Annotated in this window: 22 protein-coding genes; 14 read left to right on the top strand and 8 right to left on the bottom strand. The window is 33.2% G+C overall.

Translation table 11 applies throughout. The features are described 5' to 3' along the window. Window positions 1-541 precede the first annotated feature (541 nt). The 4 genes from leuC (at window position 542) to leuB (ending at window position 5520) form a co-directional block, all read left to right on the top strand. Window positions 542-1936 (top strand): 3-isopropylmalate dehydratase large subunit, encoded by a 1395-nt coding sequence (leuC, locus tag AABD74_RS06345; protein ID WP_053471490.1) that lies wholly within the window; start codon window positions 542-544, stop codon window positions 1934-1936. 165 nt (window positions 1937-2101) lie between these two features. Beyond that, a complete protein-coding gene (leuD, locus tag AABD74_RS06340; RefSeq protein WP_232677551.1) occupies window positions 2102-2698 on the top strand; it encodes a 3-isopropylmalate dehydratase small subunit in 597 nt (198 codons plus the stop codon). Window positions 2699-2824: 126 nt separating this feature from the next. Beyond that, window positions 2825-4345, top strand: coding sequence for an alpha-isopropylmalate synthase regulatory domain-containing protein (locus AABD74_RS06335; RefSeq protein WP_406845006.1), 1521 nt, complete (start codon window positions 2825-2827; stop codon window positions 4343-4345). Between the two features lie 113 nt (window positions 4346-4458). Beyond that, window positions 4459-5520 carry a 3-isopropylmalate dehydrogenase gene (gene leuB, locus AABD74_RS06330; RefSeq protein WP_232677558.1) on the top strand — a complete coding sequence of 354 codons (1062 nt, stop codon included), beginning with the start codon at window positions 4459-4461 and terminating at the stop codon, window positions 5518-5520. Window positions 5521-5658: 138 nt separating this feature from the next. Here leuB and AABD74_RS06325 read toward each other — a convergent pair whose 3' ends face one another. After that, window positions 5659-6009 carry an RNA-binding protein gene (locus tag AABD74_RS06325; protein ID WP_089053747.1) on the bottom strand — a complete coding sequence of 117 codons (351 nt, stop codon included), beginning with the start codon at window positions 6007-6009 and terminating at the stop codon, window positions 5659-5661. A 128-nt stretch (window positions 6010-6137) separates the two neighbouring features. After that, entirely contained in the window at window positions 6138-6629 is a 492-nt protein-coding gene (locus tag AABD74_RS06320; protein WP_406845005.1) for a DUF6252 family protein, read from the bottom strand. Window positions 6630-6819: 190 nt separating this feature from the next. Between AABD74_RS06320 and AABD74_RS06315 the strand changes: the two genes are divergently transcribed. The 4 genes from AABD74_RS06315 (at window position 6820) to AABD74_RS06300 (ending at window position 9328) form a co-directional block, all read left to right on the top strand. Beyond that, window positions 6820-7392, top strand: a complete 573-nt coding sequence (locus tag AABD74_RS06315; RefSeq protein ID WP_406845004.1) for a 30S ribosomal protein S16 — start codon at window positions 6820-6822, stop codon at window positions 7390-7392. A gap of 15 nt (window positions 7393-7407) precedes the next feature. After that, window positions 7408-7932, top strand: a complete 525-nt coding sequence (gene rimM, locus AABD74_RS06310) for a ribosome maturation factor RimM (RefSeq protein ID WP_232677563.1) — start codon at window positions 7408-7410, stop codon at window positions 7930-7932. Between the two features lie 199 nt (window positions 7933-8131). Further along, a complete protein-coding gene (locus tag AABD74_RS06305) occupies window positions 8132-8482 on the top strand; it encodes a four helix bundle protein (protein WP_406845003.1) in 351 nt (116 codons plus the stop codon). A 138-nt stretch (window positions 8483-8620) separates the two neighbouring features. Continuing rightward, on the top strand, window positions 8621-9328 hold the full coding sequence (locus AABD74_RS06300) for a tRNA1(Val) (adenine(37)-N6)-methyltransferase (RefSeq protein ID WP_406845002.1): 708 nt from the start codon (window positions 8621-8623) through the stop codon (window positions 9326-9328). Here the strand turns inward: AABD74_RS06300 and AABD74_RS06295 are convergent. From AABD74_RS06295 to AABD74_RS06280, 4 genes are all read right to left on the bottom strand, one after another. Continuing rightward, window positions 9325-10620 (bottom strand): HlyD family secretion protein, encoded by a 1296-nt coding sequence (locus AABD74_RS06295; RefSeq protein WP_406845001.1) that lies wholly within the window; start codon window positions 10618-10620, stop codon window positions 9325-9327. The genes AABD74_RS06300 and AABD74_RS06295 overlap by 4 nt on opposite strands. Before the next feature lie 2 nt (window positions 10621-10622). After that, entirely contained in the window at window positions 10623-12815 is a 2193-nt protein-coding gene (locus AABD74_RS06290; protein WP_406845000.1) for a peptidase domain-containing ABC transporter, read from the bottom strand. A gap of 388 nt (window positions 12816-13203) precedes the next feature. Next, window positions 13204-13368: a hypothetical protein gene (locus AABD74_RS06285; RefSeq protein WP_232677572.1), complete on the bottom strand. Its 165-nt coding sequence runs from the start codon at window positions 13366-13368 to the stop codon at window positions 13204-13206. 42 nt (window positions 13369-13410) lie between these two features. Next, window positions 13411-14973 (bottom strand): vitamin K epoxide reductase family protein, encoded by a 1563-nt coding sequence (locus AABD74_RS06280; protein ID WP_232677574.1) that lies wholly within the window; start codon window positions 14971-14973, stop codon window positions 13411-13413. 268 nt (window positions 14974-15241) lie between these two features. Between AABD74_RS06280 and AABD74_RS06275 the strand changes: the two genes are divergently transcribed. After that, a complete protein-coding gene (locus AABD74_RS06275; protein ID WP_232677576.1) occupies window positions 15242-15376 on the top strand; it encodes an rSAM-modified peptide in 135 nt (44 codons plus the stop codon). A 40-nt stretch (window positions 15377-15416) separates the two neighbouring features. Here AABD74_RS06275 and AABD74_RS06270 read toward each other — a convergent pair whose 3' ends face one another. Further along, window positions 15417-17171 carry a helix-turn-helix domain-containing protein gene (locus AABD74_RS06270; protein WP_406844999.1) on the bottom strand — a complete coding sequence of 585 codons (1755 nt, stop codon included), beginning with the start codon at window positions 17169-17171 and terminating at the stop codon, window positions 15417-15419. Between the two features lie 171 nt (window positions 17172-17342). On the opposite strand from AABD74_RS06270, the gene AABD74_RS06265 reads away from it, so the two are divergent. The 3 genes from AABD74_RS06265 (at window position 17343) to AABD74_RS06255 (ending at window position 20224) form a co-directional block, all read left to right on the top strand. Beyond that, the gene (locus AABD74_RS06265; protein WP_053471504.1) at window positions 17343-18524 is read left to right on the top strand and encodes an acyl-CoA dehydrogenase family protein; all 1182 of its coding nucleotides are present in this window, start codon (window positions 17343-17345) and stop codon (window positions 18522-18524) included. Between the two features lie 85 nt (window positions 18525-18609). Next, complete coding sequence (locus AABD74_RS06260; protein WP_232677579.1) at window positions 18610-19392, top strand: DUF3050 domain-containing protein; 783 nt, start codon at window positions 18610-18612, stop codon at window positions 19390-19392. A gap of 64 nt (window positions 19393-19456) precedes the next feature. Further along, entirely contained in the window at window positions 19457-20224 is a 768-nt protein-coding gene (locus AABD74_RS06255) for an SGNH/GDSL hydrolase family protein (RefSeq protein ID WP_406844998.1), read from the top strand. Between the two features lie 64 nt (window positions 20225-20288). Here AABD74_RS06255 and AABD74_RS06250 read toward each other — a convergent pair whose 3' ends face one another. Next, a complete protein-coding gene (locus tag AABD74_RS06250) occupies window positions 20289-21077 on the bottom strand; it encodes an SPOR domain-containing protein (protein WP_232677581.1) in 789 nt (262 codons plus the stop codon). A 445-nt stretch (window positions 21078-21522) separates the two neighbouring features. On the opposite strand from AABD74_RS06250, the gene AABD74_RS06245 reads away from it, so the two are divergent. Both AABD74_RS06245 and AABD74_RS06240 read left to right on the top strand, forming a co-directional pair. Further along, window positions 21523-22539, top strand: a complete 1017-nt coding sequence (locus AABD74_RS06245) for an OmpA family protein (protein ID WP_406844997.1) — start codon at window positions 21523-21525, stop codon at window positions 22537-22539. Window positions 22540-22838: 299 nt separating this feature from the next. Continuing rightward, complete coding sequence (locus tag AABD74_RS06240; RefSeq protein WP_406844996.1) at window positions 22839-24614, top strand: phospholipase D-like domain-containing protein; 1776 nt, start codon at window positions 22839-22841, stop codon at window positions 24612-24614. The last annotated feature ends 44 nt before the right edge of the window (window positions 24615-24658 follow it).

Genomic DNA, 24658 nt, shown 5'->3' with positions numbered 1-24658 from the left:
TTAGAGATAGAAAATAGATAATTTCTTAAAAAGACATTCTTATTTATTACTCAAATTTTCTCTTAAAAAGCATAAAATTTCATAAAATTACACTTCTTGGATGTCGTAGTATTTAGATGATTTATTCAATCTAAATAACGCCTGAAAAACTCCTTTAAAAGCATTCAAAAACCAAAAAAGCATTCTTTTTACAAAGAAATCAAAACTAACAATTATTACTATTTTTATTGAATTTGTTACATTTTTTCAAATAAATTCTTATATTTTATAGTGATTATGAGGTAAATTTGCAAACTATTAAAACAAAAAACAATCAAAGAAAATTAAAGCTGAAAAAGAAAAACAAAGTCATTTTCTAAATCATTTTTCTGCCAAAATTGAAGTCGCAAAAGCGGTTTAGCAATTTGTATTTTAGTTTGGGTATCGTATATAATGAAATATCGAAATTGACGCCTTTGTATCTTTTTTTACTTTTGTTTTGCTATTATAATGAACAGGAAATTGCTGTGGTTATAGAAATTACAATTTAAAAAAATAAAAAATGAGTAAGACATTATTTGACAAAGTATGGGATTCACATGTAGTGCGTAAAATTGAAGATGGACCAGATGTGTTTTTTATTGACCGCCATTTCATTCATGAAGTTACGAGTCCTGTTGCTTTTTTAGGATTAAAATCAAGAGGCGTTAACGTTTTATACCCGCAACGTACTTTTGCAACTGCAGATCACAATACCCCAACTATAAACCAACATTTACCAGTTCAGGATCCTTTATCAGCAAATCAGCTCCAGGCTCTTGAAGATAATGCTGCCGAATACGGAATTTCGCACTGGGGATTAGGTCATCAAAAAAATGGTATTGTACACGTAGTTGGTCCTGAAAACGGAATTACTTTGCCAGGTGCTACTATTGTATGTGGGGATTCGCATACTTCTACTCACGGTGCTTTTGGTGCTATCGCTTTTGGTATCGGAACTTCTGAGGTTGAGATGGTGCTTTCTACTCAATGTATCATGCAGCCTAAACCAAAGAAAATGCGTATTAACGTAAATGGTCAATTAAGTAAAGGTGTTGGCCCAAAAGACGTTGCACTTTATATTATTGCTCAGTTAACTACTTCTGGAGGTACAGGTTATTTTGTTGAATACGCTGGTGATGTTTTCGAAAACATGACTATGGAAGGCCGTATGACAGTTTGTAATTTAAGTATCGAAATGGGTGCGCGAGGCGGAATGATCGCTCCTGACCAAACTACTTTCGATTTCCTTGAAGGAAGATTATACGCTCCAAAAGGTGAAGCATGGACAAAAGCTGTTGAATACTGGAAAACTTTAAAAACGGATGCTGATGCTGTGTTTGATGCTGAATTAAACATCAAAGCAGAAGACATCGAACCAATGATTACTTACGGTACAAACCCAGGAATGGGAATTGGCATCACAAAACATATCCCAAGTGCAAAAGAAGTTGAAGGCGGTGAGGAAACTTACAAAAAATCTTTGGCTTACATGGGCTTCCATGAAGACGATGTAATGATCGGAAAACAAATCGACTACGTTTTCTTAGGAAGCTGTACAAACGGACGTATTGAAGATTTTAGGGCTTTCGCCGAAATTGTAAAAGGAAGAAAAAAAGCCGATAATGTTACCGCTTGGTTAGTTCCGGGTTCTCACGTTGTTGAAGCTCAGATTAAAGAAGAAGGAATTTTAGATATTCTTACTGAAGCTGGTTTCGTATTACGTCAGCCGGGCTGTTCAGCTTGTTTAGCAATGAACGATGATAAAGTTCCTGCCGGAAAATATGCGGTAAGTACTTCAAACAGAAACTTTGAAGGTCGTCAAGGTCCTGGATCAAGAACTTTACTAGCAAGTCCAATTATGGCTGCCGCTGCTGCTGTTACAGGAAAACTAACTGACCCGCGTGAATTATTTTAGATTGCAGAGTTTAGATTTTAGATTTCTCACTTTGTGAAATCTTCATCTAAATTTCTTCAAATAAAATTGATCAACATTATTTAATACAAAATATTTTTAGGTTCCGAGTTTAAGTTTTCAAAAGAAAATCTAAAATCTAAAATCTAAAATCTAAAATTCCAAAAAATGGCATACGATAAATTTACTATACTTACCAGCAGTGCAGTGCCACTGCCAATTGAAAACGTTGATACAGATCAAATTATTCCGGCTCGTTTCTTAAAAGCTACAAAACGTGAAGGTTTTGGAGACAACCTTTTTAGAGACTGGAGATACAACGGAGACGATACTCCTAAAGCTGATTTCGTTTTAAACGATTCTACTTATTCTGGAAAAATTTTGGTTGGAGGAAAAAACTTCGGTTCCGGATCTTCAAGAGAGCACGCTGCGTGGGCAGTTTACGATTACGGTTTTAGAGCAGTAGTTTCTAGTTTCTTTGCAGATATCTTCAAAGGAAACTGTTTAAATATTGGTGTTTTACCAGTACAAATCAGCCCGGAGTTTTCTGAAACTATTTTCAAAGCGATCGAAGCAGATCCTAAAACAGAATTAGAAATCAACTTGCCAAACCAAACTATTACTTTATTATCAACTGGTCAGCAGGAATCTTTTGCTATCAACGGATACAAAAAGAATAACATGATTAATGGTTTTGACGACATTGATTATTTACAAGATATGAAGGAAGATATTAAGGCTTTCGCCGATAAACTTCCTTACTAATAGAAAATCAGGTTCAGTCCTTTGAGACCCGACAGGTTTTTGAAACCTGTCGGGTCTTTATAAGTTAAAAAACCAAGACAACACAACAAAAATTTACCTTATAAAAAAGGAATTTAGAATATCAATATGGAAAAAAGAAAAATTGAAATAATGGATACGACGCTTCGTGATGGTGAACAAACCTCAGGAGTTTCATTTTCTGCTGCAGAAAAACTAACCATTGCGCAATTGTTGCTGGAGGAATTAAATATTGATAGAATCGAAATTGCTTCGGCGCGTGTGAGCGAAGGAGAATTTCAAGCCGTAAAAGGCATTACTTCATGGGCTGAAGAACGCGGTTATATTGACCGTATCGAAGTCCTTTCGTTTGTTGACGGCGGAGTTTCAATCGAATGGATGAAAAAAGCAGGTGCAAAGGTGCAGAATTTGTTGACCAAAGGCTCAATGAATCACTTAACACATCAGTTAAAAAAAACTCCTGAACAGCATTTTTCTGAAATCGCTCAAATCATTGCTTTAGCTAAAGAAAATAATATTGAAACGAATGTTTATTTAGAAGACTGGAGCAACGGAATGCGAAATTCTCCTAATTATGTTTTTCAATTTCTGGATTTCTTATCGACTCAGCCAATTAAAAGAATTTTACTTCCGGATACTTTAGGAGTTTTAATTCCGTCTTTGGCTTTTGAATTTATTTCTAAAATCAGAGCAAAATATCCGAATATTCATTTTGATTTCCATGCGCATAACGACTACGATTTAAGCGTAGCCAATGTCATGGAAGCTATAAAGGCCGGAATCAACGGACTTCATGTAACGGTAAACGGAATGGGAGAACGTGCCGGAAATGCACCGCTTGAAAGCACGGTTGCCGTTATAAATGATTATCTGCCAGAAGTAAGCATCAATATAAAAGAAACTTCTTTATATACAGTAAGTAAATTAGTTGAAACATTTACTGGATACAGAATTCCTGCAAACAAACCAATTGTGGGCGATAATGTTTTTACTCAAACTGCCGGAATACATGCCGATGGAGACAATAAAAACAACTTATATTTTAATGACCTTCTTCCTGAACGTTTTGGAAGAAAAAGAAAATATGCCTTAGGAAAAACTTCGGGCAAAGCTAATATCGAGAAAAATCTTCAGGAATTAGGTTTAAAACTAAACAACGAAGATTTGAAATTGGTTACCCAAAGAATCATCGAATTAGGCGACAAAAAAGAAACTGTTACTAAGGAAGATCTTCCATACATTATTTCAGATGTTTTGGACAGCCATACTTACGAAGAAAAAATAAAAATCGAGTCCTATATATTAGTACACTCAAAAGGAATGCGTCCATCAACTACTTTATGCCTAAAAATTGATGGCGAAATCATCGAAGAAAATGCGCAGGGAGACGGTCAGTTTGATGCTTTTATGAATGCTTTATCAAAGATTTACAAAAGCAAAAAACTAACACTTCCAAAATTGATCGATTACGCAGTTAGAATCCCGCCCGGAAGTAGTTCTGATGCGTTGTGCGAAACCATTATCACATGGGTAAACAACGGAAAAGAATTCAAAACAAGAGGATTAGATTCAGATCAAACCGTTGCAGCGATTATTGCAACACAAAAAATGTTGAATATAGTTACTTAATATAAGGGACAAAGGTTCAAAGTTGCAAAGGCACAGAGGTTTTTACCTGCTTTCAAAACTTTGAACCTTTGTTCCTCTGAACCTTGAACCTTAAAATAATAAATACTTAAAAAATGAAATTTAACATAGCCCTTTTAGCCGGAGACGGAATCGGACCAGAAGTAATAAATGAAGCTGTAAAAGTATCTGATGCTATTGCAAAAAAATTCAATCACGAAATAACCTGGACTCCTGCTTTGACCGGAGCCTGCGCAATTGACGCAGTTGGAGTTCCTTATCCAGACGAAACACACGAAGTTTGTATGAAAGCTGATGCTGTTTTATTTGGAGCTATCGGACACCCAAAATATGATAATGACCCAAGTGCCCCAGTTCGTCCTGAGCAAGGTTTATTGTTGATGCGTAAAAAATTAGGATTGTTTGCTAACGTACGTCCAACATTTACTTTTCCTTCTTTAATTGACAATTCTCCTTTAAAAAGAGAAAGAATTGAAGGAACTGATTTAGTTTTCTTAAGAGAATTAACAGGCGGAATTTACTTTGGAGAAAAAGGAAGAAAAGACAACGGAGATACTGCTTTCGACAATTGTGTTTATACTCGTGCAGAAGTGCAGCGTTTAGCTAAAAAAGGTTTCGAATTAGCTATGACAAGAAGTAAAAAATTATGCTGCGTTGACAAAGCAAACGTGCTGGAAACTTCACGTTTATGGAGAGAAACGGTTCAGGCAATGGAAAAAGATTATCCTGAAGTTACGGTTTCTTACGAATTTGTTGATGCTGTTGCAATGCGTTTGGTTCAATGGCCAAATTCTTATGATGTATTAATCACAGAAAATTTATTCGGAGACATCTTAACTGACGAAGCTTCTGTAATTTCTGGTTCAATGGGATTAATGCCTTCTGCTTCTGTTGGAGAGCACACTTCATTATACGAACCAATCCATGGATCTTATCCACAGGCAACTGGATTAAACATTGCAAATCCATTGGCAACTATTTTATCTGCTGCCATGATGTTTGAAGATGCATTTGGATTAAAAGCTGAAGCAGATGCTATTCGCGCTGTTGTAAACAAATCTTTAGAGCAAGGTGTTGTTACCGAAGATTTAGCTCCAAAAGGATCAAAAGCTTACAAAACAAGCGAAGTTGGAGATTGGCTTGTGGCTAATTTATAACAACATATAATCGTAGAGGCGCACAGCTGTGCGTCTCCTCGGTATGTTAGACGCACTGCTGTGCGCCTCTACAAAAAAATGCGCATAAAAAAAGGGATCAACTTTCATTGATCCCTTTTATATATTTAGAAAAAAATATTAATATCCTCCTCTGTTACCACCACGGTCATTTCCTCCGCGGTTGTTTCCGTAACCTCCGCGAGAATCACCTCCACGGTTGTTATTGAAGCTTCTTCTTTCACCTTCAGGTTTTGGTTCAGATTTATTAACAACAATTGTACGACCTTGAACAGTAGCTCCGTTCAATTCATCAATTGCTTTTTGAGCTTCAGCATCGTTTGGCATCTCAACAAAACCAAAACCTTTGCTTCTTCCAGTAAACTTATCAGTGATAATTTTAACTGAATCTACTGCTCCATAAGCCTCGAAAGACTCTCTTAAATCTGCTTCCTCAATACTGAATGGAAGGCTTCCAACAAAAATGTTCATATGTACTTATTTATAATAATGTAGCAAATGTAGTCTTATTTTTCTGTAATCTACTATATATTAGTTTATTTATGTTTTTATTTTGATTTTGAAAATCAGCTTAATAAAACTCGGTATTCGCAAAAAAGTTACATCTCATGAACAACATCGCTTACTTCAATCGGGACTTTATAAAAAACACCTTCTGTAAAGTTAATTTTTGGGTTCTCAGTATCGCTTTCATCTTCATTTATCGCAGTAAATTTAAATGTCCCCGAAATAGTATTATTATCGGTATCATAATCTGTAATAACAATTTGTCCGTTACCAATATTTGTTCCTGTAGAAAATGAAGACAATTCAGCCGGCAGCGTATTTTTGTAAGATGCTTTTGAAGTTTCATCGACTCCTAAAACAAAAGTTTGTTCTGCAGAAGAAGCAGCTTTCAAAATAACTTTTTCATACCCCAAAGATCCTTCAACAACTACAATTCCATTTGCACCAAAATAAGCTTTATAGGTCTTAGCTCTCCAGAAAACATTATTTTTCAGGGTTTGAAAAGCAGGATTATTAAATTTTACATCTTCTGTACAAGATGTAAGCAGTAATAAAAAGGATAAAAAGTAAAAATATTTTTTCATATATTAAGATGAATTTAATGCAAAAGTATCGCATTATGGGATAAGTGTTTAAAATTTAAAGTCAAAAAAAAGCTAAAAATCTGTCTTAAATATATTTAATACTTTTTGAAACGGATAATTGATAAAAAAATTATATCTTTGCGCCCTTAATTAACAGAGGTCGAGTACCTCAAAATTTAATCATAAGATTATGTCAGTAAAAATTAGATTACAAAGACACGGTAAAAAAGGAAAACCTTTTTACTGGGTTGTAGCTGCAGATGCACGCTCAAAAAGAGATGGTAAATACTTAGAGAAAATCGGTACTTACAATCCAAACACAAACCCAGCAACTGTTGAGTTAAACCTTGACAGCGCAGTTAAATGGTTACACAATGGTGCACAACCAACTGATACTGCCAGAGCAATCCTTTCTTACAAAGGTGCTTTATTGAAACACCACCTTGATGGAGGTATCCGTAAAGGAGCTTTAACTCAAGAGCAGGCAGATGCTAAATTAGCTGCTTGGTTAGAGGCTAAAGCTGGAAAAGTTGATGCTAAAAAAGATGGTTTATCAAAAGCGCAAGCTGATGTTAAAGCTAAAGCTTTAAAAGCTGAAAAAGAAGTTAATGCTAAACGTTTAGCTGCTGCAGCTAAGGCTGAAGCTGATGCTATCGCTGCTGCAACTCCTGCAGTTGAAGAAGAAGTTGCTGAAGTAGAAGCAGAAGCTGCTACTGAAGAAGCTCCTGCTGCTGAAGAGAATAACGAAACAACTGAAGCATAATTTTACTTAGCGATAATGCGTAAAGAAGAATGTTTTTATTTAGGTAAAATCGCTAAAAAATTTAGTTTCAAAGGTGAAGTTCTGGTTTATTTAGACACAGACGAGCCTGAGTTATACGAAAATCTGGAATCAGTGTTTGTTGAATGCAACAAACACTTGGTTCCTTTTTTTATTGAAACAAGTTCTTTACATAAAAACGACTTTCTTAGGGTTCGTTTTGAAGATGTAAATAATGAGGAAGAAGCTGATGCACTTGTTGGCAATGCTATTTATCTTCCTTTATCAATGCTGCCAAAACTTACCGGCAACAAATTCTATTTCCATGAAGTTATTGGTTTCGAAATCGAAGACCAGCGTTTAGGTGTTTTCGGAAAAATTACTTCAATTAATGACTCTTCTGCGCAGCCTCTTTTTGAAGTTTTAAATGGTGAAGTAGAAATCTTAGTGCCAATGATCGACCATTTCCTGGTAAAAATTGACCGAGAAAATAAAAAGGTTATCATGAATCTGCCTGAGGGATTGGTTGAGATGTACCTTTGAGTTTATAAATTCCAATTTTTAAATCCCAAATTCCAAAACTGAAAGATTAAATCTCAATTTTTGAAATTCCAAATTCCAAGAATATAGAACACTTATAGAATTATATTTTTGAAGGAAAAAACCTATATTTAAATTGTTTTTCACTATTTTTAAGCCCAACAATTGGAATTTGGTATTTTAAAATTTTGGAATTTAAACTATGAAACCATACGATTTAGAAGAACGAACATTTTTGTTTGCAAAAGACTGTAGAAATTACATTAGAAGTTTATCAAAAACAACATCAAATATTGAAGATGGCAAACAATTAATTAGATCATCTGATTCCGTTGGAGCTAACTATATTGAATCAAACGAAAAACTTGGCGACAAAGATTTAGTTTTTAGGCTCAAAATATCTAGAAAAGAAGCTAAGGAATCTAAATATTGGCTAAGATTACTTCACGAATTAAATCCAGATCAAAGATCCGCTTCAGATTCACTCATATTCGAAATAGAAGAATTAAGAAAAATTCTATCTGCAATAATTACTAAAACTACAAAACAATAAATGGCAATTTAATCTTATTTTTGTAGTTCAAACTACATAATTTAATCCGTATTACATTTGAGATTTGGAGTTCTTTTTATTAGAATTTCCCTTTTTAAAATTGGAATTTGGAATTTAAAAAATTTGGAATTTTCATTTATGTTTTCATTTAAACAATTTTCTATCAAACAAGATAAAACCGCAATGAAAGTAGGTACTGATGGCGTTTTATTGGGTTCTTGGGTTCCAATTCATCATAATCCTTTTAGTATTTTAGATATTGGCGCAGGAACCGGAATTATTGCCTTAATGCTGGCGCAGCGAACTCATGCCGAACAAATCGATGCTCTTGAAATTGACGAAGAGGCGCATGAACAAGCTGTCGAAAATTTTGAAAATTCTCCTTGGGGCGGTCGATTATTTTGTTTTCATGCTGGATTAGATGAATTCATTGAAGAACCAGAAGATGAATATGATTTAATTGTTTCAAATCCGCCTTTTTATGCCGAAGATTATAAAACAGAAAATGAACAGCGAGATTTAGCACGTTTTCAAGATGCTATGCCTTTTGAAGAAATCGTCGAAGCTGCTGATTTATTACTTTCTGAAAATGGAATTCTTGCAATAATTCTTCCTTACAAAGAAGAAGAAAAATTTATCGCTTTAGCAAAAGAAGCTGAATTATATCCTATAAAAATTACACGTGTAAAAGGCACTCCAACCTCAACAATTAAAAGAAGTTTATTGGCTTTTAGCAGAAATGAAGTTTATGAAATTGAAATCGACGAATTAACAATCGAAATTGACAGACATGTTTATACTCCTGAATATATTGAGTTGACGAAGGATTTTTATTTGAAATTCTAAACTTGTTCAAAAATACTTTTAAACTGATACAAGATTCTTTCGATTAAGCGCAAATCTTCGGTTACGATTTCGGCACTTCCTTTCATTTCCTGCTGAAACAAAATTTGTTTGTTATAAGAAGTATGCAGTCCGTCTGGCAGTGCAACATCAATCAATAGATTTCCGTCTTTATCCGGAACCAGAGAAATGTTCTGAATTCTGCCTTTTAAAACACCAAATTCCCTGTCCGGAAAATTAGCCAGGCGAATATTGACTCTCTGTCCTGTTTTTATCTTTCCTGAATTTAAAGCCGGAGCTTTTACTTTTCCTATAAAACCATTTTTAGCATCGGGAATAATAGAGAAAACATTATCACCCGAATTTATCGTCTGGTTTTCTGTCCAAACCTGTAAAAAAGTAACCTTTCCGCTGATAGAGGATTTTAAGGCATAAGCCAGTTCCCAGTCTTTTATCACTTTTTTAAGCTGATAAAATGACTGCGCCATGTTCCGCCCAAGGTTAACCTCTTCTTTGGTACTGTTTGCCTGCGAACTCTGGCTCGATTTTGTATTATCGATAAGAGAAGACCTCAATTGAGAAATCGACGATAACAGGCTTCTGTAATTCTTTTGTGCCTGCAGGAACCCCAGTTTTTTAACTTCCATTTCCTGGGCCGAAATAATGCCTTTATTGAACAAGACTTCAAAACGGGCCACTTCGTTCTTTTGAAGCTGCAATTCGCTTTCATTGATTACTTTTTGCTGCTGCAGAATTTCTAATCTTTCTTTTATTTGGATTTTTTCTGAAACCTGCGCTCTGTTTTCAATTGCAAAAGGCTGCAGGTCATGATTCAGCTCCTGTGCCTGATAATCTTTCTGAAAAACAGCATAGGCGCTTTCTATTTCTCCCAGCTGTGTGTTTTTTAGTTTTGAAAACGGAAATTCTATTTTTGGATCATTGATATTATAATTCTCAACAATACTTTTCAGCAGAAAAACATCGTTGTAATTGGCTGTATTTTCTATAATAGCAAGCGTACTGTTTTTAGATACAATCGATTTGTTTTTAACCAAAATTGCTTCAATACGGCCGGATGATTTGGCAACAATTTTCTCCGGCGGAATATTGGTCGTAATTACAATTTCGGTATTGACAACATCTGGATATTTTATAAACCAGGAAACAAAAAAGAGCAGCAGTATGATTACAAAAATCAAAACCGTTCCCCAGCGGATCATCCAGTGCGGTACTTTGGTGAGAATGTCCTGAACTTCCTCGCTTCGTAATTCTAATGTGCTGTTATCTTCTTCCATGATTAATTTCCTAACTGCAATTGGTTTTTAACCAATTCAAAATAATTCCCTTTCTGTTCCACCAGCGATGAATGTGAACCTGTTTCGATAATTTTTCCTTTTTCTAAAACCACAATCTGGTCTGCATTCATAACCGTGCTTAAGCGGTGCGCAATTACAATTACAGTTTTGTTTTTAAAAAAAATATCCAGTTTCTGCATAATCACTTTTTCATTATTGGCATCCAAAGCTGATGTGGCTTCATCAAAAAACAATATTTCAGGGTTTTTATAAACTGCTCTGGCAATCAATAAACGCTGCTTTTGTCCTGTACTCATTCCCGTCCCTTCGGCTCCAATTTTTGTATTATAACCAAGAGGAAGCTCACTGATATATTCTTTAATATTGGCAACCTCTGCGGCATAAACCAATCGCTCTTTATCAACTTTATCTACTCCAAAAGCAATATTATTAGCTATTGTATCGCTGAAAATATAACCTTCCTGCATTACAGCTCCAATGTTTGACCGCCAGGCTTTCTGCGAAATGTTTTTAAGCTGTGAGCTGCCAATATTAATCTCGCCCTTTTCTGGTTCATAAAACTTAAGAAGCAGTTTCATTAAAGTTGTTTTTCCACTGCCGCTAACACCTACTATAGCCGTTACTTTATTGGCCGGAATCACGAGGCTTAAATTATCTAAAACCGGAATATCGGATCCTAAATAGCGATAGGAAAGATTTTTGATTTCGATATCACAATCATATGGAACATCATTTGTTTGATGGATTTCCTGCTGGGTTTCATCTTCTTTTTCATGAATTTCAGATAATCTTGCCAGTGATATTTTAGCATCCTGCAATTCTCTCACAAATTCGATAAGCTGTGTTATGGGTCCGTTCAGGCTTCCTACAATCGAGCTGATTGCGAGCATCATCCCCAATGTTATTGATCCGTCGATTACTAATTTAGCAGATAGGAATATGATAAAAATATTCTTTAATTCATTTATAACCGAAGAACCGATGGTCTGGCTTTGTTCCAGAATCAATCCTTTTATTGAAACCCTGAATAATCTCGCCTGAACATATTCCCAGCCCCAGCGTTTTTGTTTTTCGGCATTGTGGAGTTTGATTTCCTGCATGCCGTTTATAAGTTCAATTACTTTTCCCTGTTCATTAGAGACCTCAGCAAAACGTTTATAATCTAAAACTTCCCTTCGCTTTAAAAACAGCGTAATCCATCCAAAATAAAGAATACTGCCTGCAAAAAAGACCAGAAATATCTTTAAGTTAAAATAGGCCAGAACACCGCCCAGAACAAACATATTGATTACAGAAAACAATACATTTAAAGAGGATGTGGTCAGTATTTTTTCTATCCGGCGGTGATCGTTGATACGCTGCATGATATCTCCTGTCATTCTCACATCAAAAAAGGAAATAGGCAGATTCATTAATTTAATAAAGAAATCTGAAATTAAGGAGATATTTATTCTGGTTGAAAGATGCAGCAATATCCAGCTTCTGATAAGTTCAAGACCGGTTCTTCCGGCAAAGAGAAATAACTGCGCAAAAAGAATTAAATATATAAAATGGATGTTCTGGTTCTGTATTCCCACATCGACAATACTCTGGGTCAAAAACGGGAAAATAAGCTGCAGTAAGCTGCTGGCCAGAAGTCCGATACTCAGCTGAATCAAAAATGATTTATACCGAAGTACATATTGCGATAACAATCCAAATCCTAAACCTTTATTGTCTTCTTTATCAAATTCTGACTGAAAAAATTTTGGTGCGGCTTCTATAAGTAAAGCAATACCTTCTTTAGTGTTGTCATCGGCATTGTTTCCGATCCAGAATTTAAGGAAATCCTTTTTATTATATTCAATTAATCCAAAAGCGGGATCAGAAATATAGTAAGTTCCCTTTTTTATTTTATAAAGTACAACGTAATGATTTTTGTTCCAATGCAGGATACATGGCAGAGGCGCCTCTTCGAGTCTTTCTGCACTTAACTTTACACCCAGGGTCCTGAAACCAATTTTCTCGGCAGCATCACTCAAAAAAAGCAGATTGCTTCCTTCGCGAGTAGTCTCGCTGCTGTCGCGCAGTTCTTGTATATGGATTGTTTTGCCGTAATGTTTAGCGATTATCTTTAAACATGTAGGGCCGCAATCCTTAAAATCTGCTTGTTTATAATGAGTGAATTTTTTCAATTTAATCTTAAATTTTTCAATTTTAATTTGCAATAAATGTATGTCGTTTTTTTATAAAAAAATAGAGAGGAAAAAAATTTCCTCTCTATTGAATATTTAATTATAATATTTTAAGTAATATCAATTTCTCTAGGAGATGGCACTTGATCAGCCCTAACCAAATAAAACCGACCCAAGTGACCAATTATCCTGAGAATCCCGACACCAATCATCAATGTTGGGATAATTTGCTCAATGTTCCACGATCGAGCGCCTACAAATTAAAAAAAACATGACTAAATTTTAAAAAGGCTTTATTGTATATTACTTTAAATAATTTAAAAAATTAGAAGCAAAGACCATTTGAAAAATTCTCTGCTGGGTTCCCTCTAACAATAACCGTACAGTTTTAATTCAATTCTGAAAAAAAGTCTGTACAATCATCATAAGATATTATCGAATTTGCATCGCATTTAGATACTGTTTCTTTGCCGGCAATAATACCAACTATAGTTTTTTGTTCACTCGCGCTTATTTCTTGCGTTCCTTCCAGGTTTAATATATTTTTTAACATAACTGTAAATTTTAATTGTTAGATAATTTATCAAATGTCAAACTAGGCTATTCTTTCTAGTACTGTTGTTTCTTTTTCTTCGACAAAATCGTTTAAAAAGTATTTCAATTCGCTTAATTCATATTCATTAGGAAACAACCTCTCATTAACAATTTTTACCGGTGTGTAATTAAAGTTGTTTTTAGAACACCACTCATATTGTTTATTTATTTCCTGATTGATCATCATGCTGACATTGTCAACATTCCATTTTTTCAGCCATTTTTTCAAACTCATTTTTTTAATATGCCAGTCTGAAATAGCTTCAACTGTTTTTCCAGGTGTTGACCTGTTTATTGTTAAAAGTCTTTCGACAACTGCTTTATACGGATTGTCAATGTTTTCAGGATTGATGTTGAATAAAACACTTAGATATATTTTATCGGGAAATTTTAAAACTAAATCAAAAGCTTCCTGAAATGTTTTATGACAATGAACACAACTTGGACTTATTATTACTGCCAGTTTTACAACAGCGCTTCTGTTTCCAAAATTTAATCCTCTTAAATCTTCAAATCCATTTTGATGAGAAACTTTTTTAGATAAAAAGTTTAGCAGTGAATAGTTTCTTTTGAATTTTTTAAGCTCTTTTAAAGAGTTTTCATTATTAAGTACATCTTTGGCAATTGATTTTACAACAAATGCAATTGGTATTAGAAGAACTAAAGAAAACAAAAACGGGAAAATTGTACTAAAACTAAAACTTAACGTAAATAAATCTGATGAAAACCAAATTATACTTTGTGTAAATATTAAAAAGGAAACCATTAAACACATTACACACCATCTTTGAAGTTCGAATTTTTGAATCCAAACTGAGGATACAATAATAGGAATCGCCAATAAACTCAAAAATCCAACAAAAATTGACGAACTAACAGGCTGTACTAATACTGAAATAAAGCTTGCACCAAAAAACAAAAGAGGTAAATCTGAAAAGCTAATCCATCTATTCTCGTAATTCTCGCTAAAACTCAAAACAGAGTTACAAGAAGAATTTGTACTTAGATTACAAAAGTTAGTAATAAGATTGTTCTTAAAACCAAGCTTTTCCTGAACGATTAAAATACTTACGATTAATCCTAAAGCCGATGTTAGCAAAAATACAGCGCTAAAAATACTGTATGAACTATAAAAAAATGATAATCCTGCTACAAGTATAAAAGGTATAAGATATTTTAACCAATTTAGTTCAACTTTTAAATTTTCTCTTGCAACTACATTATTGGGTTCTATTGCAACAATTACCCCATTCCAGTCTAAAAGGAATTTCTCGTATGAAATTTTTTGAACTCCTTTTTTTATAGAATTAATGCGAACAAAATCTTTTGCTTTTTCAACTAAAATTAATTCTTCCTTAAAATAGGCTAGAAAGTTTGACGGTAAATCAACTATTTGTTCCTTTGGAACTCTTATGGCAGCATTCTCTATCGACAACAAATCAAATGAATCTGTTATCGCAAATAAACTCGGATAATTAGGATGTGAAAGAAACAAGTCTTTAAACTCATTCTTTACATCCGAGTATCTGTTTATTTGAAGAAATTTTTGGATAAGTTTTAACATCTTTAGGACCTGTTTTAAATCGAATTACAGTACAAAGATTGCAGTTTTTATTCAAAAAATATTGCTAAAAGCACACATTTTATATATTATACTACATACAATTTATAAATTATAGCAGCTATAATACAATTACAAGTTATTGATTATCAAATATTTATTATAGAATTAGTTTTACAAAAGCGTTCAAAACCCAATTCTCGATCAAGAGCTTTACATTTTCTTTAGTTTTGATAAATCAGTAACCGTAACATGTAAAAAGATGGCAAATATGAAATTAAAATTCGAGGATTTCCAAGGAGAAAAATTATCAAAAAATCAACAAAAAGTGGTTAGAGGAGGAGATGATCCTGTACCACCGCCGCCAGTTGATCCTGGAAAAAGAGATAATAATGGTAACGGGTAATTGTTTCCTTATTTAAGCTGCTAAAAGTTTTTTTTTAAAACTAGATATTATTCGCAAACTGAGCTGGAGACACTCCAGTTCTTTTGCGAAATGATTTTGCAAAAGATACTGCATTTTTAAAACCCACACTTTCTGCAATAGCTTGTGTTGAATATTTTCGATACATATGATTAGTAATCATTTCATTGATTACATAATTAATTTTTAACTCATTCGAGTATTCTCCAAATGATTTACCAAATCGTTTATTCACTACATAAGATAAATATGTAGTATTTGTTTTTATTTTTTTAGCTACATAAGGCAAAGTAAAATCTGCGTTAAGGTATTCCAGTTTGTTTTCAAGAGCTAATAATTTTTCTACAATTTTATTTTCTTTCGCTTCATCAATACTTAGCGTAATATTTTCTCTTTTAAGGTGAATTTCTTCCGTTTCAAGAATTTCTTCTTTTTCTTCCGGCTCAATTTCAGCATTGTTTTTCTTTTCAATGTTTGCCTTAAATTCTTCTATCAAAGCATTCATTTTTTTATGTGCCTTATTTTTATCTCTAATGTTTTTTATTAGTAAAAATACAATTCCAACAACTAATAAGACATAAAACACTTTTAATGCCTTATTAATAAGTACATCATACTGGTATTTTTCCTGAATAACTACCATTTCCTGAGTCAAATCATTCACTCCTAGTTTATAATTTACCTCCAGAGCTTCATGATTCAGCTTTGTTTGAAAATCTTCATAGTTATCTAAGTAAACTTTAGAGTGTTTATAGGCAAGTTCAGGCTCATTCTTTAAATTATAAATTTTTGCCTGATAATAATTTGACTTCAAAAAATCTATATTATTAGATTTTGTTATTTCTGCAAGTGAATCACATTTTTTAAAGAAAACCAGCGCTTTATCGTACTTTTTTGTAGTAAAGTATATATCTCCTAAATTATAATTGGCAACACATAATAAACCCGGCTGATTGTTTTGCTGTGAATAAAATACAATGTCATAATATGTTTTTTCAGCAGCTTTATAATCTCCTTTCCAATTGTATATATTACCTAAACTTAATTTTGCTGTGATTTTATTATCTGCAAAATTCTGCGAATAATTAATTGCCCTTTTATAATAATATTCTGCCGAATCAAGTAAGAACTTTTTGTCTGAATTTTTAATGAAGTAATTCTCGTAAGAACTTCCTAAATTAACATTGATGTTACTCTTTCTATTTAAAAAATCATCCTTAGTAAATATTCCTTCGTTTTTATCAACAAAATCATTCAGTTGTTTTAGATTTTTTATAGCTAATTGATAATTTCCAACGGCTTCATTAATTAAAGCTATATTTCCTCTAAATTTTACAATTTGAATAACATCTCCAATTTCAACAGAAAGCTTCATCCCCTGCTGATACTTGTCGAGCGCGGCACTAAAATTACCTCTTTTCCATTCTGCCAAACCTCCATAATTATAGATGTAAGACTTTAATTGTATTTTATCGCGTGATTCCGGGACTTTTTCTAAGTATTTAAGGGCCAGAGAATATTTTTCTTTTGAAAGTTTAGTATTACCTTTTATCTGAAACAATTGAGTCATTGCTCCATTTGCAAAAGCTAAATGTTTAAAATTGTTTGATTTTGACATCTGCTTAGCGTATACAAGGGCACTATCGACATTTGCATTATAATTTAGTCGAATTTTTTCCTGCAGTATAAGATACTCCTCTTCAGTCAGTGCACTTTTCTGTTGGGCAAATGCAGTATTCAGAACAAAAAAAAGTACAAAAGAGATGATCAGCCTCATTCAATTTATGTTTTTTAGAATCTCAAAATTAGTTTATAAATTATCAATAAACTAAAATTAATTTACCTAATTTGTGATTATTTTTTAACTAACATGTAAAAATATAACAATTTAACTTTGTTTTGTTATATTTTTATTGCGTAAATTTGTTTTGAAAAATCCTATACAAAAATGAAACCAGACTTATTTCAAGCTCCAGATTATTACAACCTTGACGATTTGTTAACAGATGAACATAAATTAGTTCGAGAATCAGCACGTGCATGGGTTAAAAGAGAAGTTTCTCCTATTATTGAAGAATATGCTCAAAAAGCAGAATTTCCTAAGCAGATTATAAAAGGGCTTGGAGAAATTGGCGGATTCGGACCTTATATTCCTGTTGAATACGGAGGTGCCGGTTTAGACCAAATTTCTTATGGCTTAATTATGCAGGAAATTGAAAGAGGAGACTCTGGTGTAAGATCAACTTCATCAGTACAATCTTCATTAGTAATGTATCCAATTTGGAAATACGGAAACGAAGAACAGCGTATGAAGTATTTGCCAAAATTAGCAACTGGTGAATACATAGGATGTTTTGGTTTAACAGAACCAGATCATGGTTCTGATCCGGGAAGTATGATCACCAATTTTAAAGATATGGGAGATCATTACCTTTTAAATGGTGCAAAAATGTGGATTTCAAATGCTCCTTTTGCAGATATTGCTGTTGTTTGGGCAAAAAATGAAGAAGGAAGAATTCACGGTTTAATTGTAGAACGCGGTATGGAAGGTTTTACAACGCCTGAAACCCACAATAAATGGTCGCTTCGTGCCTCTTCAACCGGAGAATTAATTTTTGATAATGTAAAAGTTCCAAAAGAAAACCTGTTACCAAATAAATCTGGTTTAGGAGCTCCGCTTGGCTGTTTAGACTCAGCACGATACGGAATTGCGTGGGGAGCAATTGGTGCTGCAATGGATTGTTACGATACTGCTTTGCGTTATGCTAAAGAGAGAATTCAATTTGGAAAACCAATTGGAGGAACTCAATTACAGCAGAAAAAATTGGCCGAAATGATTACCGAAATCACAAAAGCACAATTATTAACCTGGCGTTTAGGTGTTTTGAGAAACGAAGGAAAAGCAACAACTGCTCAAATTTCGATGGCAAAACGTAATAATGTCAACATGGCAATTCAAATTGCCCGCGAAGCCAGACAAATGTTAGGCGGAATGGGAATTACAGGAGAATACTCCATTATGCGCCATATGATGAACCTGGAAAGTGTTATAACTTATGAAGGAACTCATGATATTCATTTATTGATTACCGGAATGGATGTAACTGGAATTCCAGCATTTAAATCATAAACATCTATTAAAATATATATAAAAACAATATAAAAAGCTTCTTCTAATCGAGAAGCTTTTTATATTTGTCCCAAAATTTACATAAATGAATATTGAAACTATAAACAATAGCATTCAACCTCAAAAAGAACAGCTTTTAAAACATTCCTTATATAACAAAATCCAAACGATTGATGACTTACACAGCTTTGTGGAAAATCACGTTTTTGCTGTTTGGGATTTTATGTCTTTATTAAAAGCTTTACAAGCCAAACTTACTTGTACTACAACACCTTGGTTTGCAACTAAAAACCCGGAAACAAGATATTTAATAAATGAAATTGTTCTAGCCGAAGAAACTGATTTAAGTATTGACGGAAGAAGACAAAGTCATTATGAAATGTATCTTGAAGCAATGGAAGACTGTGGTGCAGATACTACAGAGATCAATAAATTTTTAGCCGAAGTAAATTCGCTTCACAACATTTTTGTTGCTATAAAACAAAGTTCGCTTCATCCTGAAATAAAAGCCTTTCTTGATTTTACTTTTAGAGTGATCGAAGAAGGAAAACCACATCAAATTGCTGCAGCTTTTACCTTTGGGAGAGAAGATTTGATTCCGAGTATGTTTACCGAAATCCTGAATAATTTTCAAAAAAATCTTCCCGATACAGATTTAAGCAAATTGCTGTATTATTTCGAAAGGCACATTGAACTTGATGCTGATGAACACGGACCAATGGCAATGCAGATGATTACGGACTTATGTGGAGATGACGCTCAAAAGTGGAAAGAAGTTGAAGAAGTTTCGATTCTTGCTTTAGAAAAACGAATTGGACTTTGGAATGCTATTGAAGAAGAAATTCTTATGAAAACAGAAATGGTTTAAAAACCAAAACAGCATATTTAACGTAACTATTTGTTTAAACAAGCCCAATTAATTTAAACAAATTATGAAACCGCAATTCAAACAAATAGTTACAGTTATTTTTTCAGCATTTCTATTAAGCTGCAGTTCCGAAGAATCTTCATCAGAAACTCCTGTTTCGCCAGGATCTACAACTCCACCTTCAACAACACAAATTCCGACGACTCCAATTTCTAAATCCATAAATTATCTGGCTTTAGGAGACAGCTATACTATTGGACAAAGCGTTTGCGAAACCTGCAGATATCCAGAACAGCTCAAAACGAGCTTAAAAGCGCTTTATCCTGAAACCAATTTTTCATTAAACGTAATTGCCGCAACGGGCTGGACTACCAATAATTTACTTACAGCTATAAAAGAGCAAAATCCAGAATCAAATTATGATTTGGTTACTTTATTAATTGGTGTAAACAATCAATATCAGGGCAGAGATTTTTCTATTTATGAAAAAGAGTTTCCTGAATTAGTTATAAAAGCAATTGCCCTGGCCAAAGGCGATAAAAAAAATGTAATTGTACTCTCAATTCCAGATTATGCTTACACCTCTTTCGGAATGATGTTTGGAACCGACGGAAGGATGAAAATCACTGAAGAAATAAACAAATACAACACTTTTGCCGAAAACTACTGCATGATGAATGGCGTAACATTTGTTTCCATTACAGATATTACCAGAAATGGATTATACAACACTAGTTTAGTTGCTTCTGATGGATTACATCCTTCAGAATCTGCTTATGCAATGTTTGTTGAGCGTATTTTACCAAAGGTTAAAGCAGCTTTGCAGGGTTAATTCTCTATTTCTGCAGTAAGTAAAACTTTTTCAGGACATTTTTAGATCTGCTATTCCCTGTTTTTTATTTACACACTAAACATTCCTTAGTCTGCTCATAAGAATTACACCAGCTTGATTTTTTTACTACATAGGCCGTTTGATTTACTTGCCTTCTAACCAATTGTAATAAGCTTATAGCCTCTGCTTTAGATGTATATCCCATAAGAATCGTTCTGAATACATTGCCTTTTTTTATTATAGCAGAATTTGGATTTATTTTAATTGCTTTTTTAAGCTCAAAATTTGCATCCTCAATTTTAGAATCTCCTCCGGCAACTATAAACCATTCTACTCCCGGTTCTGTACTCGACAAAGGTGTTTCAAATAATTCTTTTTTCTTTTGATTTTCTTCAATCTCCTTTATTTGGGCCTTAGTATAGCTTTTAGAAGTGTCAATTTTTACATTTTCAATCTTCACATAATCATCATATTCTTTCTTTATTTCAATATAGTAATTCGTCCATGATTTTTTCATTTCGCCTCTTGGCGATACTATTGACAAGTATTTAACAAGCTGCAGTCTTACAAGCGGTTCTTTTTCATTTTTAACATCGTTTACATACCTGTCAAAATATTCGAGTTCTTTAATATCCTGATCCCTTTCTTTAAACAAATCACTCACTACCAGCGTAACAGTACTTATTGCAAGTGTTACGATTACCCATTTAAAGTAATCAATAAATTTATCCAGATTCTCCGGCGCTATCTCTGCTTTTTTAATCAATCTGTATAAAATGACAAGAGATAGTAATCCTATAAAAACAAAAAATAAATAAAGCCAAAACGAAACATTTCCTGTATTTGAAAACATGGGTTAAAGATTTTAAAGTGTTAGACAATTTCCTTTTGCTTGAACAGAATTTTGTCTTTTTAAGCCTATAAAGACTTGGCAGTAACAAATACAAAACACTGAAAAACAATGCAATATAAAACTAAAACCTAAAAAAATACCCCGTAATTATACCCTTTTTTATCTGATAAACTAATTTTGAAAAATAAAGCCCGCTATTCTATTTAGAATGAAATTGCGGGTTTAATTTTGCAGAGAGGATGTAATTCGAACCCCATTTACCTCCCATAAATACTAGTATATACAAATTTCAGTATCCCACAGAATGTACCGAAAATAATCTATTTGAATTAATTAATCTTCACTATATTAAACTATTACATCGAAAAAATAATAATTTCAAAATAGATTTTTTTTGTGGGAAACTTTCCACTTCGTTATCTTTGATAATCAAAAAAAGAACTATATGAAAATCAAAACCTTAACATTATGCGTTGTGATAGCCTCTATAGCTTTTGCATGCAATTCTAACAAAAAACAGAACGAGGAAGCCCCAGACAGTATAGATTCTTCTCAGGTATCAACTACAGCTCAGGAGCCTCAAACAGCAGTATCTGCCAAAAAATTCGATATTAATTCTATTCCTGTTTCAAACAAATCACTTGGCACTTTTCCATATTTTAACCTGCCTGAGAATTATCAGGGAACACCTAAAAATAACACGACAGACTATGACGTTGCCTATTTCTGGGTAAAAGACCATTTTGAAAAACCGGAAGGGAAAATTTTCTATGCCAGAATTACTGCCAAAGAAGGAAAATCATATAGTGATCTTGAAGTAGCAAAAAATCTGGACGAATTAATTAAAAGTGTTGATGGCGTAAAAGTATCTGAAATGAAAACTCCTTCAGATTCGTCTGCTGCGATTCCAGAAAATAACCGTATAAAATACATAAACGGTTATGGCTTTATTGCAAATGCTATTACTACCACTTATTTAATTCGCCGTCCGGATAGAAATATTTGGGTGCAGCTTACTCCGGGTGATGATGCCGTTTCTGCCGGCTGGATGATTCTTGAAACAAAACCTTTTAAAATGACAGCTTCTCTTATCAAAGCAGATGAAATGAAAAAAGAACTGGATACAAAAGGACATATTGCTTTATACATCAATTTTGATACCGATAAAGCAACAATCAAACCTGAATCTCTGCCTATTATAGATGAAATACAAAAACTATTGACCAGCAATGCCAGCCTGAAAATTGCTATTGAAGGTCATACCGACAATAGTGGTGCTGCATTACACAACAAAAAACTTTCTGAAGACAGGGCTAATGCTGTAAAAACGGCATTAACTGCCAAAGGAATAAGTACTGCAAGATTACAGACAAAAGGATTGGGTGCCGAAAAACCTATTGCTGATAATGCCAGTGAAAATGGCAAAGCAAAAAATCGTCGGGTAGAAATAGTAAAAATATAATACTTACTATCAATATTACCGCTCAAATACTTCTAACCTTGAGCATTTTTATATAAGAAACGGAGACTTTAACAGGTCTCCATTTTTAGTTTATACTTCCTTGATTACTTAATATCTGATAATTTAAAGCGATTCTCCTATTGACAATAAAACAGGTATAAATACGCATTGTCCTTTTTTTATTTATTTTTTAACTTGTTACAAATAAAAATATCGTAATTATCTGAATATTAAATAAATAACATTCCTAATAAATTAAATAGATTTCACAAAGCTTACTAACATCAAACTATATTATCATGGAAAAATTTATGACTAAAAATGGCGTTTCTGTCAGAGCATACAAAGGCGATGCAATGACCCTATTAGCTTTTGACCTAAATAGCAGCATGAAAAAAAACTTTGTTGGTTTTACAATTAAAGTCCTGACTGATAATAATAGAAAATTTTACATCTACAATAAGATGAAATTTAATAGTTCAGTAACTCTCCATAGACAATTAGCAGAATGGGACAATGTATTAAGCAGCGAATTCTCTCCTATTCAAAAATTTAGATGGGTTCATGTTCCATCGACTGTACACTACATTGAAAATCCTTATTTTGGCGAATATACTTATCAGGTAACACCCAGATATGTAAAAAATAATACTCTATTAGCTCCTGATCCCAACTTGACCGTTGAAGTTACTATTAATGTTGATTCATTTAAAAGCGGCAAAGTTGAACTTGGTTTTACCAGGGCATTTATCTCTTCACAAGCCTTTGGATATCATTTTGGAAATAAATTAAACTTAAGACCAAATAAGACCGATTTAACTTTTGATATTTCAAAAGCAGCCGGTTCAAGAACACTTAATGGTGTAGAGAAAGAATTTACTTATGAAGAAATTCATCAATATTTAGGGTGGCAGGCAAGAGACCGGGTAACCGACTTTTTAAATGAAGTTATAAATAATAATGCATTAAAACTGGATGTGTTTGCATACGATTTGAATGAGCCGATAATAGCAGAAAAAATAATACAACTAGCAGAACAAGGCAGGGTTAGAATCATACTGGACGATTATCCAAATCATAAAAAAGCAGGTTCTTTTGAGATGAAATTTGATAAAGCATTTAGAGAAAAAGCTTTAAATACAAATCAAATTGAAAGAGGGTGTTTTGATAGTCAGGCGCATTCAAAAATATTTATTCAAAGAGAAAATAATACCAATGCAAAAGCATTAAAAACCTTAACGGGATCAACCAATTTTACCACAAATGGCTTGTATATAAATGCAAATCATGTTGTTATATTTAACGATGAAGATATTTCTAAAGTGTATGCAGATGTTTTTGATGCTTCATTTGGTAAAGCAAAAATGGATGTTTTTAATACAAGCTCTCATGCCAATACTAGTTTTAGCTTTGATAAAAATGGCGTAACAAACACGATTATTACATTTGCTCCGCACCCAAAAAGCTTTGTAGAAAATTTATTTGAAGATATTAGTTCTAAAATACTAAATGCCAAAAGTGATGTTTTGTTTGCTGTAATGATTGACGACAGTAACAGTAAAATTTTGGATGCGCTTAAAACACAAGTTGAATCTGAAAACATATATACTTTTGGAATTACCGATAAAAAAGACAATTTAAAATTATATAAACCCAATAGAAAAACTGCCGTTAAAATATCTGCCTTAGATATTAATACCAAATTAAAAAAGCCATTTAAAGATATCATTGGGGTTCCCGGTTTAGGGCATGTTATACACCACAAGTTTATAGTAGTTGATTTTAAAGGAGATGATCCTGTTGTTTATTGCGGAAGCAGTAATCTGGCTTTTAATCCTGAACAAAAAAATGGAGATAATTTAATTGAATTTAGAGATAAAGATATTGTAACCGTATTTGCAATTGAAGCCATTCGATTAATAGATCACTATCATTGGTTAAATAAAGGCATCATTGAGAATATTAATACTGATGAAATGACATTGTACACTGCAGCCGAAAAAACAAAATGGTATACCAAATATTACAATGCAAAGGATTTACGCTGCAAGGAAAGAGAAATGTTAATCAAATAAAAACAGAAAACCTGCAAGTTGTAAATTTGCAGGTTTTCTGTTTT

The organism is Flavobacterium soyae (assembly GCF_045348165.1).
GTDB lineage: Bacteria > Bacteroidota > Bacteroidia > Flavobacteriales > Flavobacteriaceae > Flavobacterium > Flavobacterium soyae.
The sequence above is the reverse complement of the archived record's forward strand: the minus strand, read 5'-3'. Positions and strand labels throughout refer to the sequence as shown.

What these genes read in the sequence shown, in the direction of transcription:
- leuB (WP_232677558.1), top strand. Translation starts at nt 4,459, where the DNA reads ATGAAATTTAACATAGCCCTTTTAGCCGGAGACGGAATCGGACCAGAA.
- AABD74_RS06245 (WP_406844997.1), top strand. Translation starts at nt 21,523, where the DNA reads ATGAAAATCAAAACCTTAACATTATGCGTTGTGATAGCCTCTATAGCT.
- AABD74_RS06255 (WP_406844998.1), top strand. Translation starts at nt 19,457, where the DNA reads ATGAAACCGCAATTCAAACAAATAGTTACAGTTATTTTTTCAGCATTT.
- AABD74_RS06300 (WP_406845002.1), top strand. Translation starts at nt 8,621, where the DNA reads ATGTTTTCATTTAAACAATTTTCTATCAAACAAGATAAAACCGCAATG.
- AABD74_RS06275 (WP_232677576.1), top strand. Translation starts at nt 15,242, where the DNA reads ATGAAATTAAAATTCGAGGATTTCCAAGGAGAAAAATTATCAAAAAAT.
- AABD74_RS06240 (WP_406844996.1), top strand. Translation starts at nt 22,839, where the DNA reads ATGGAAAAATTTATGACTAAAAATGGCGTTTCTGTCAGAGCATACAAA.
- leuC (WP_053471490.1), top strand. Translation starts at nt 542, where the DNA reads ATGAGTAAGACATTATTTGACAAAGTATGGGATTCACATGTAGTGCGT.
- AABD74_RS06270 (WP_406844999.1), bottom strand. Translation starts at nt 17,171, where the DNA reads ATGAGGCTGATCATCTCTTTTGTACTTTTTTTTGTTCTGAATACTGCA.
- AABD74_RS06250 (WP_232677581.1), bottom strand. Translation starts at nt 21,077, where the DNA reads ATGTTTTCAAATACAGGAAATGTTTCGTTTTGGCTTTATTTATTTTTT.
- rimM (WP_232677563.1), top strand. Translation starts at nt 7,408, where the DNA reads ATGCGTAAAGAAGAATGTTTTTATTTAGGTAAAATCGCTAAAAAATTT.
- leuD (WP_232677551.1), top strand. Translation starts at nt 2,102, where the DNA reads ATGGCATACGATAAATTTACTATACTTACCAGCAGTGCAGTGCCACTG.
- AABD74_RS06305 (WP_406845003.1), top strand. Translation starts at nt 8,132, where the DNA reads ATGAAACCATACGATTTAGAAGAACGAACATTTTTGTTTGCAAAAGAC.
- AABD74_RS06285 (WP_232677572.1), bottom strand. Translation starts at nt 13,368, where the DNA reads ATGTTAAAAAATATATTAAACCTGGAAGGAACGCAAGAAATAAGCGCG.
- AABD74_RS06260 (WP_232677579.1), top strand. Translation starts at nt 18,610, where the DNA reads ATGAATATTGAAACTATAAACAATAGCATTCAACCTCAAAAAGAACAG.
- AABD74_RS06320 (WP_406845005.1), bottom strand. Translation starts at nt 6,629, where the DNA reads ATGAAAAAATATTTTTACTTTTTATCCTTTTTATTACTGCTTACATCT.
- AABD74_RS06325 (WP_089053747.1), bottom strand. Translation starts at nt 6,009, where the DNA reads ATGAACATTTTTGTTGGAAGCCTTCCATTCAGTATTGAGGAAGCAGAT.
- AABD74_RS06265 (WP_053471504.1), top strand. Translation starts at nt 17,343, where the DNA reads ATGAAACCAGACTTATTTCAAGCTCCAGATTATTACAACCTTGACGAT.
- AABD74_RS06315 (WP_406845004.1), top strand. Translation starts at nt 6,820, where the DNA reads ATGTCAGTAAAAATTAGATTACAAAGACACGGTAAAAAAGGAAAACCT.
- AABD74_RS06295 (WP_406845001.1), bottom strand. Translation starts at nt 10,620, where the DNA reads ATGGAAGAAGATAACAGCACATTAGAATTACGAAGCGAGGAAGTTCAG.
- AABD74_RS06280 (WP_232677574.1), bottom strand. Translation starts at nt 14,973, where the DNA reads ATGTTAAAACTTATCCAAAAATTTCTTCAAATAAACAGATACTCGGAT.
- AABD74_RS06335 (WP_406845006.1), top strand. Translation starts at nt 2,825, where the DNA reads ATGGAAAAAAGAAAAATTGAAATAATGGATACGACGCTTCGTGATGGT.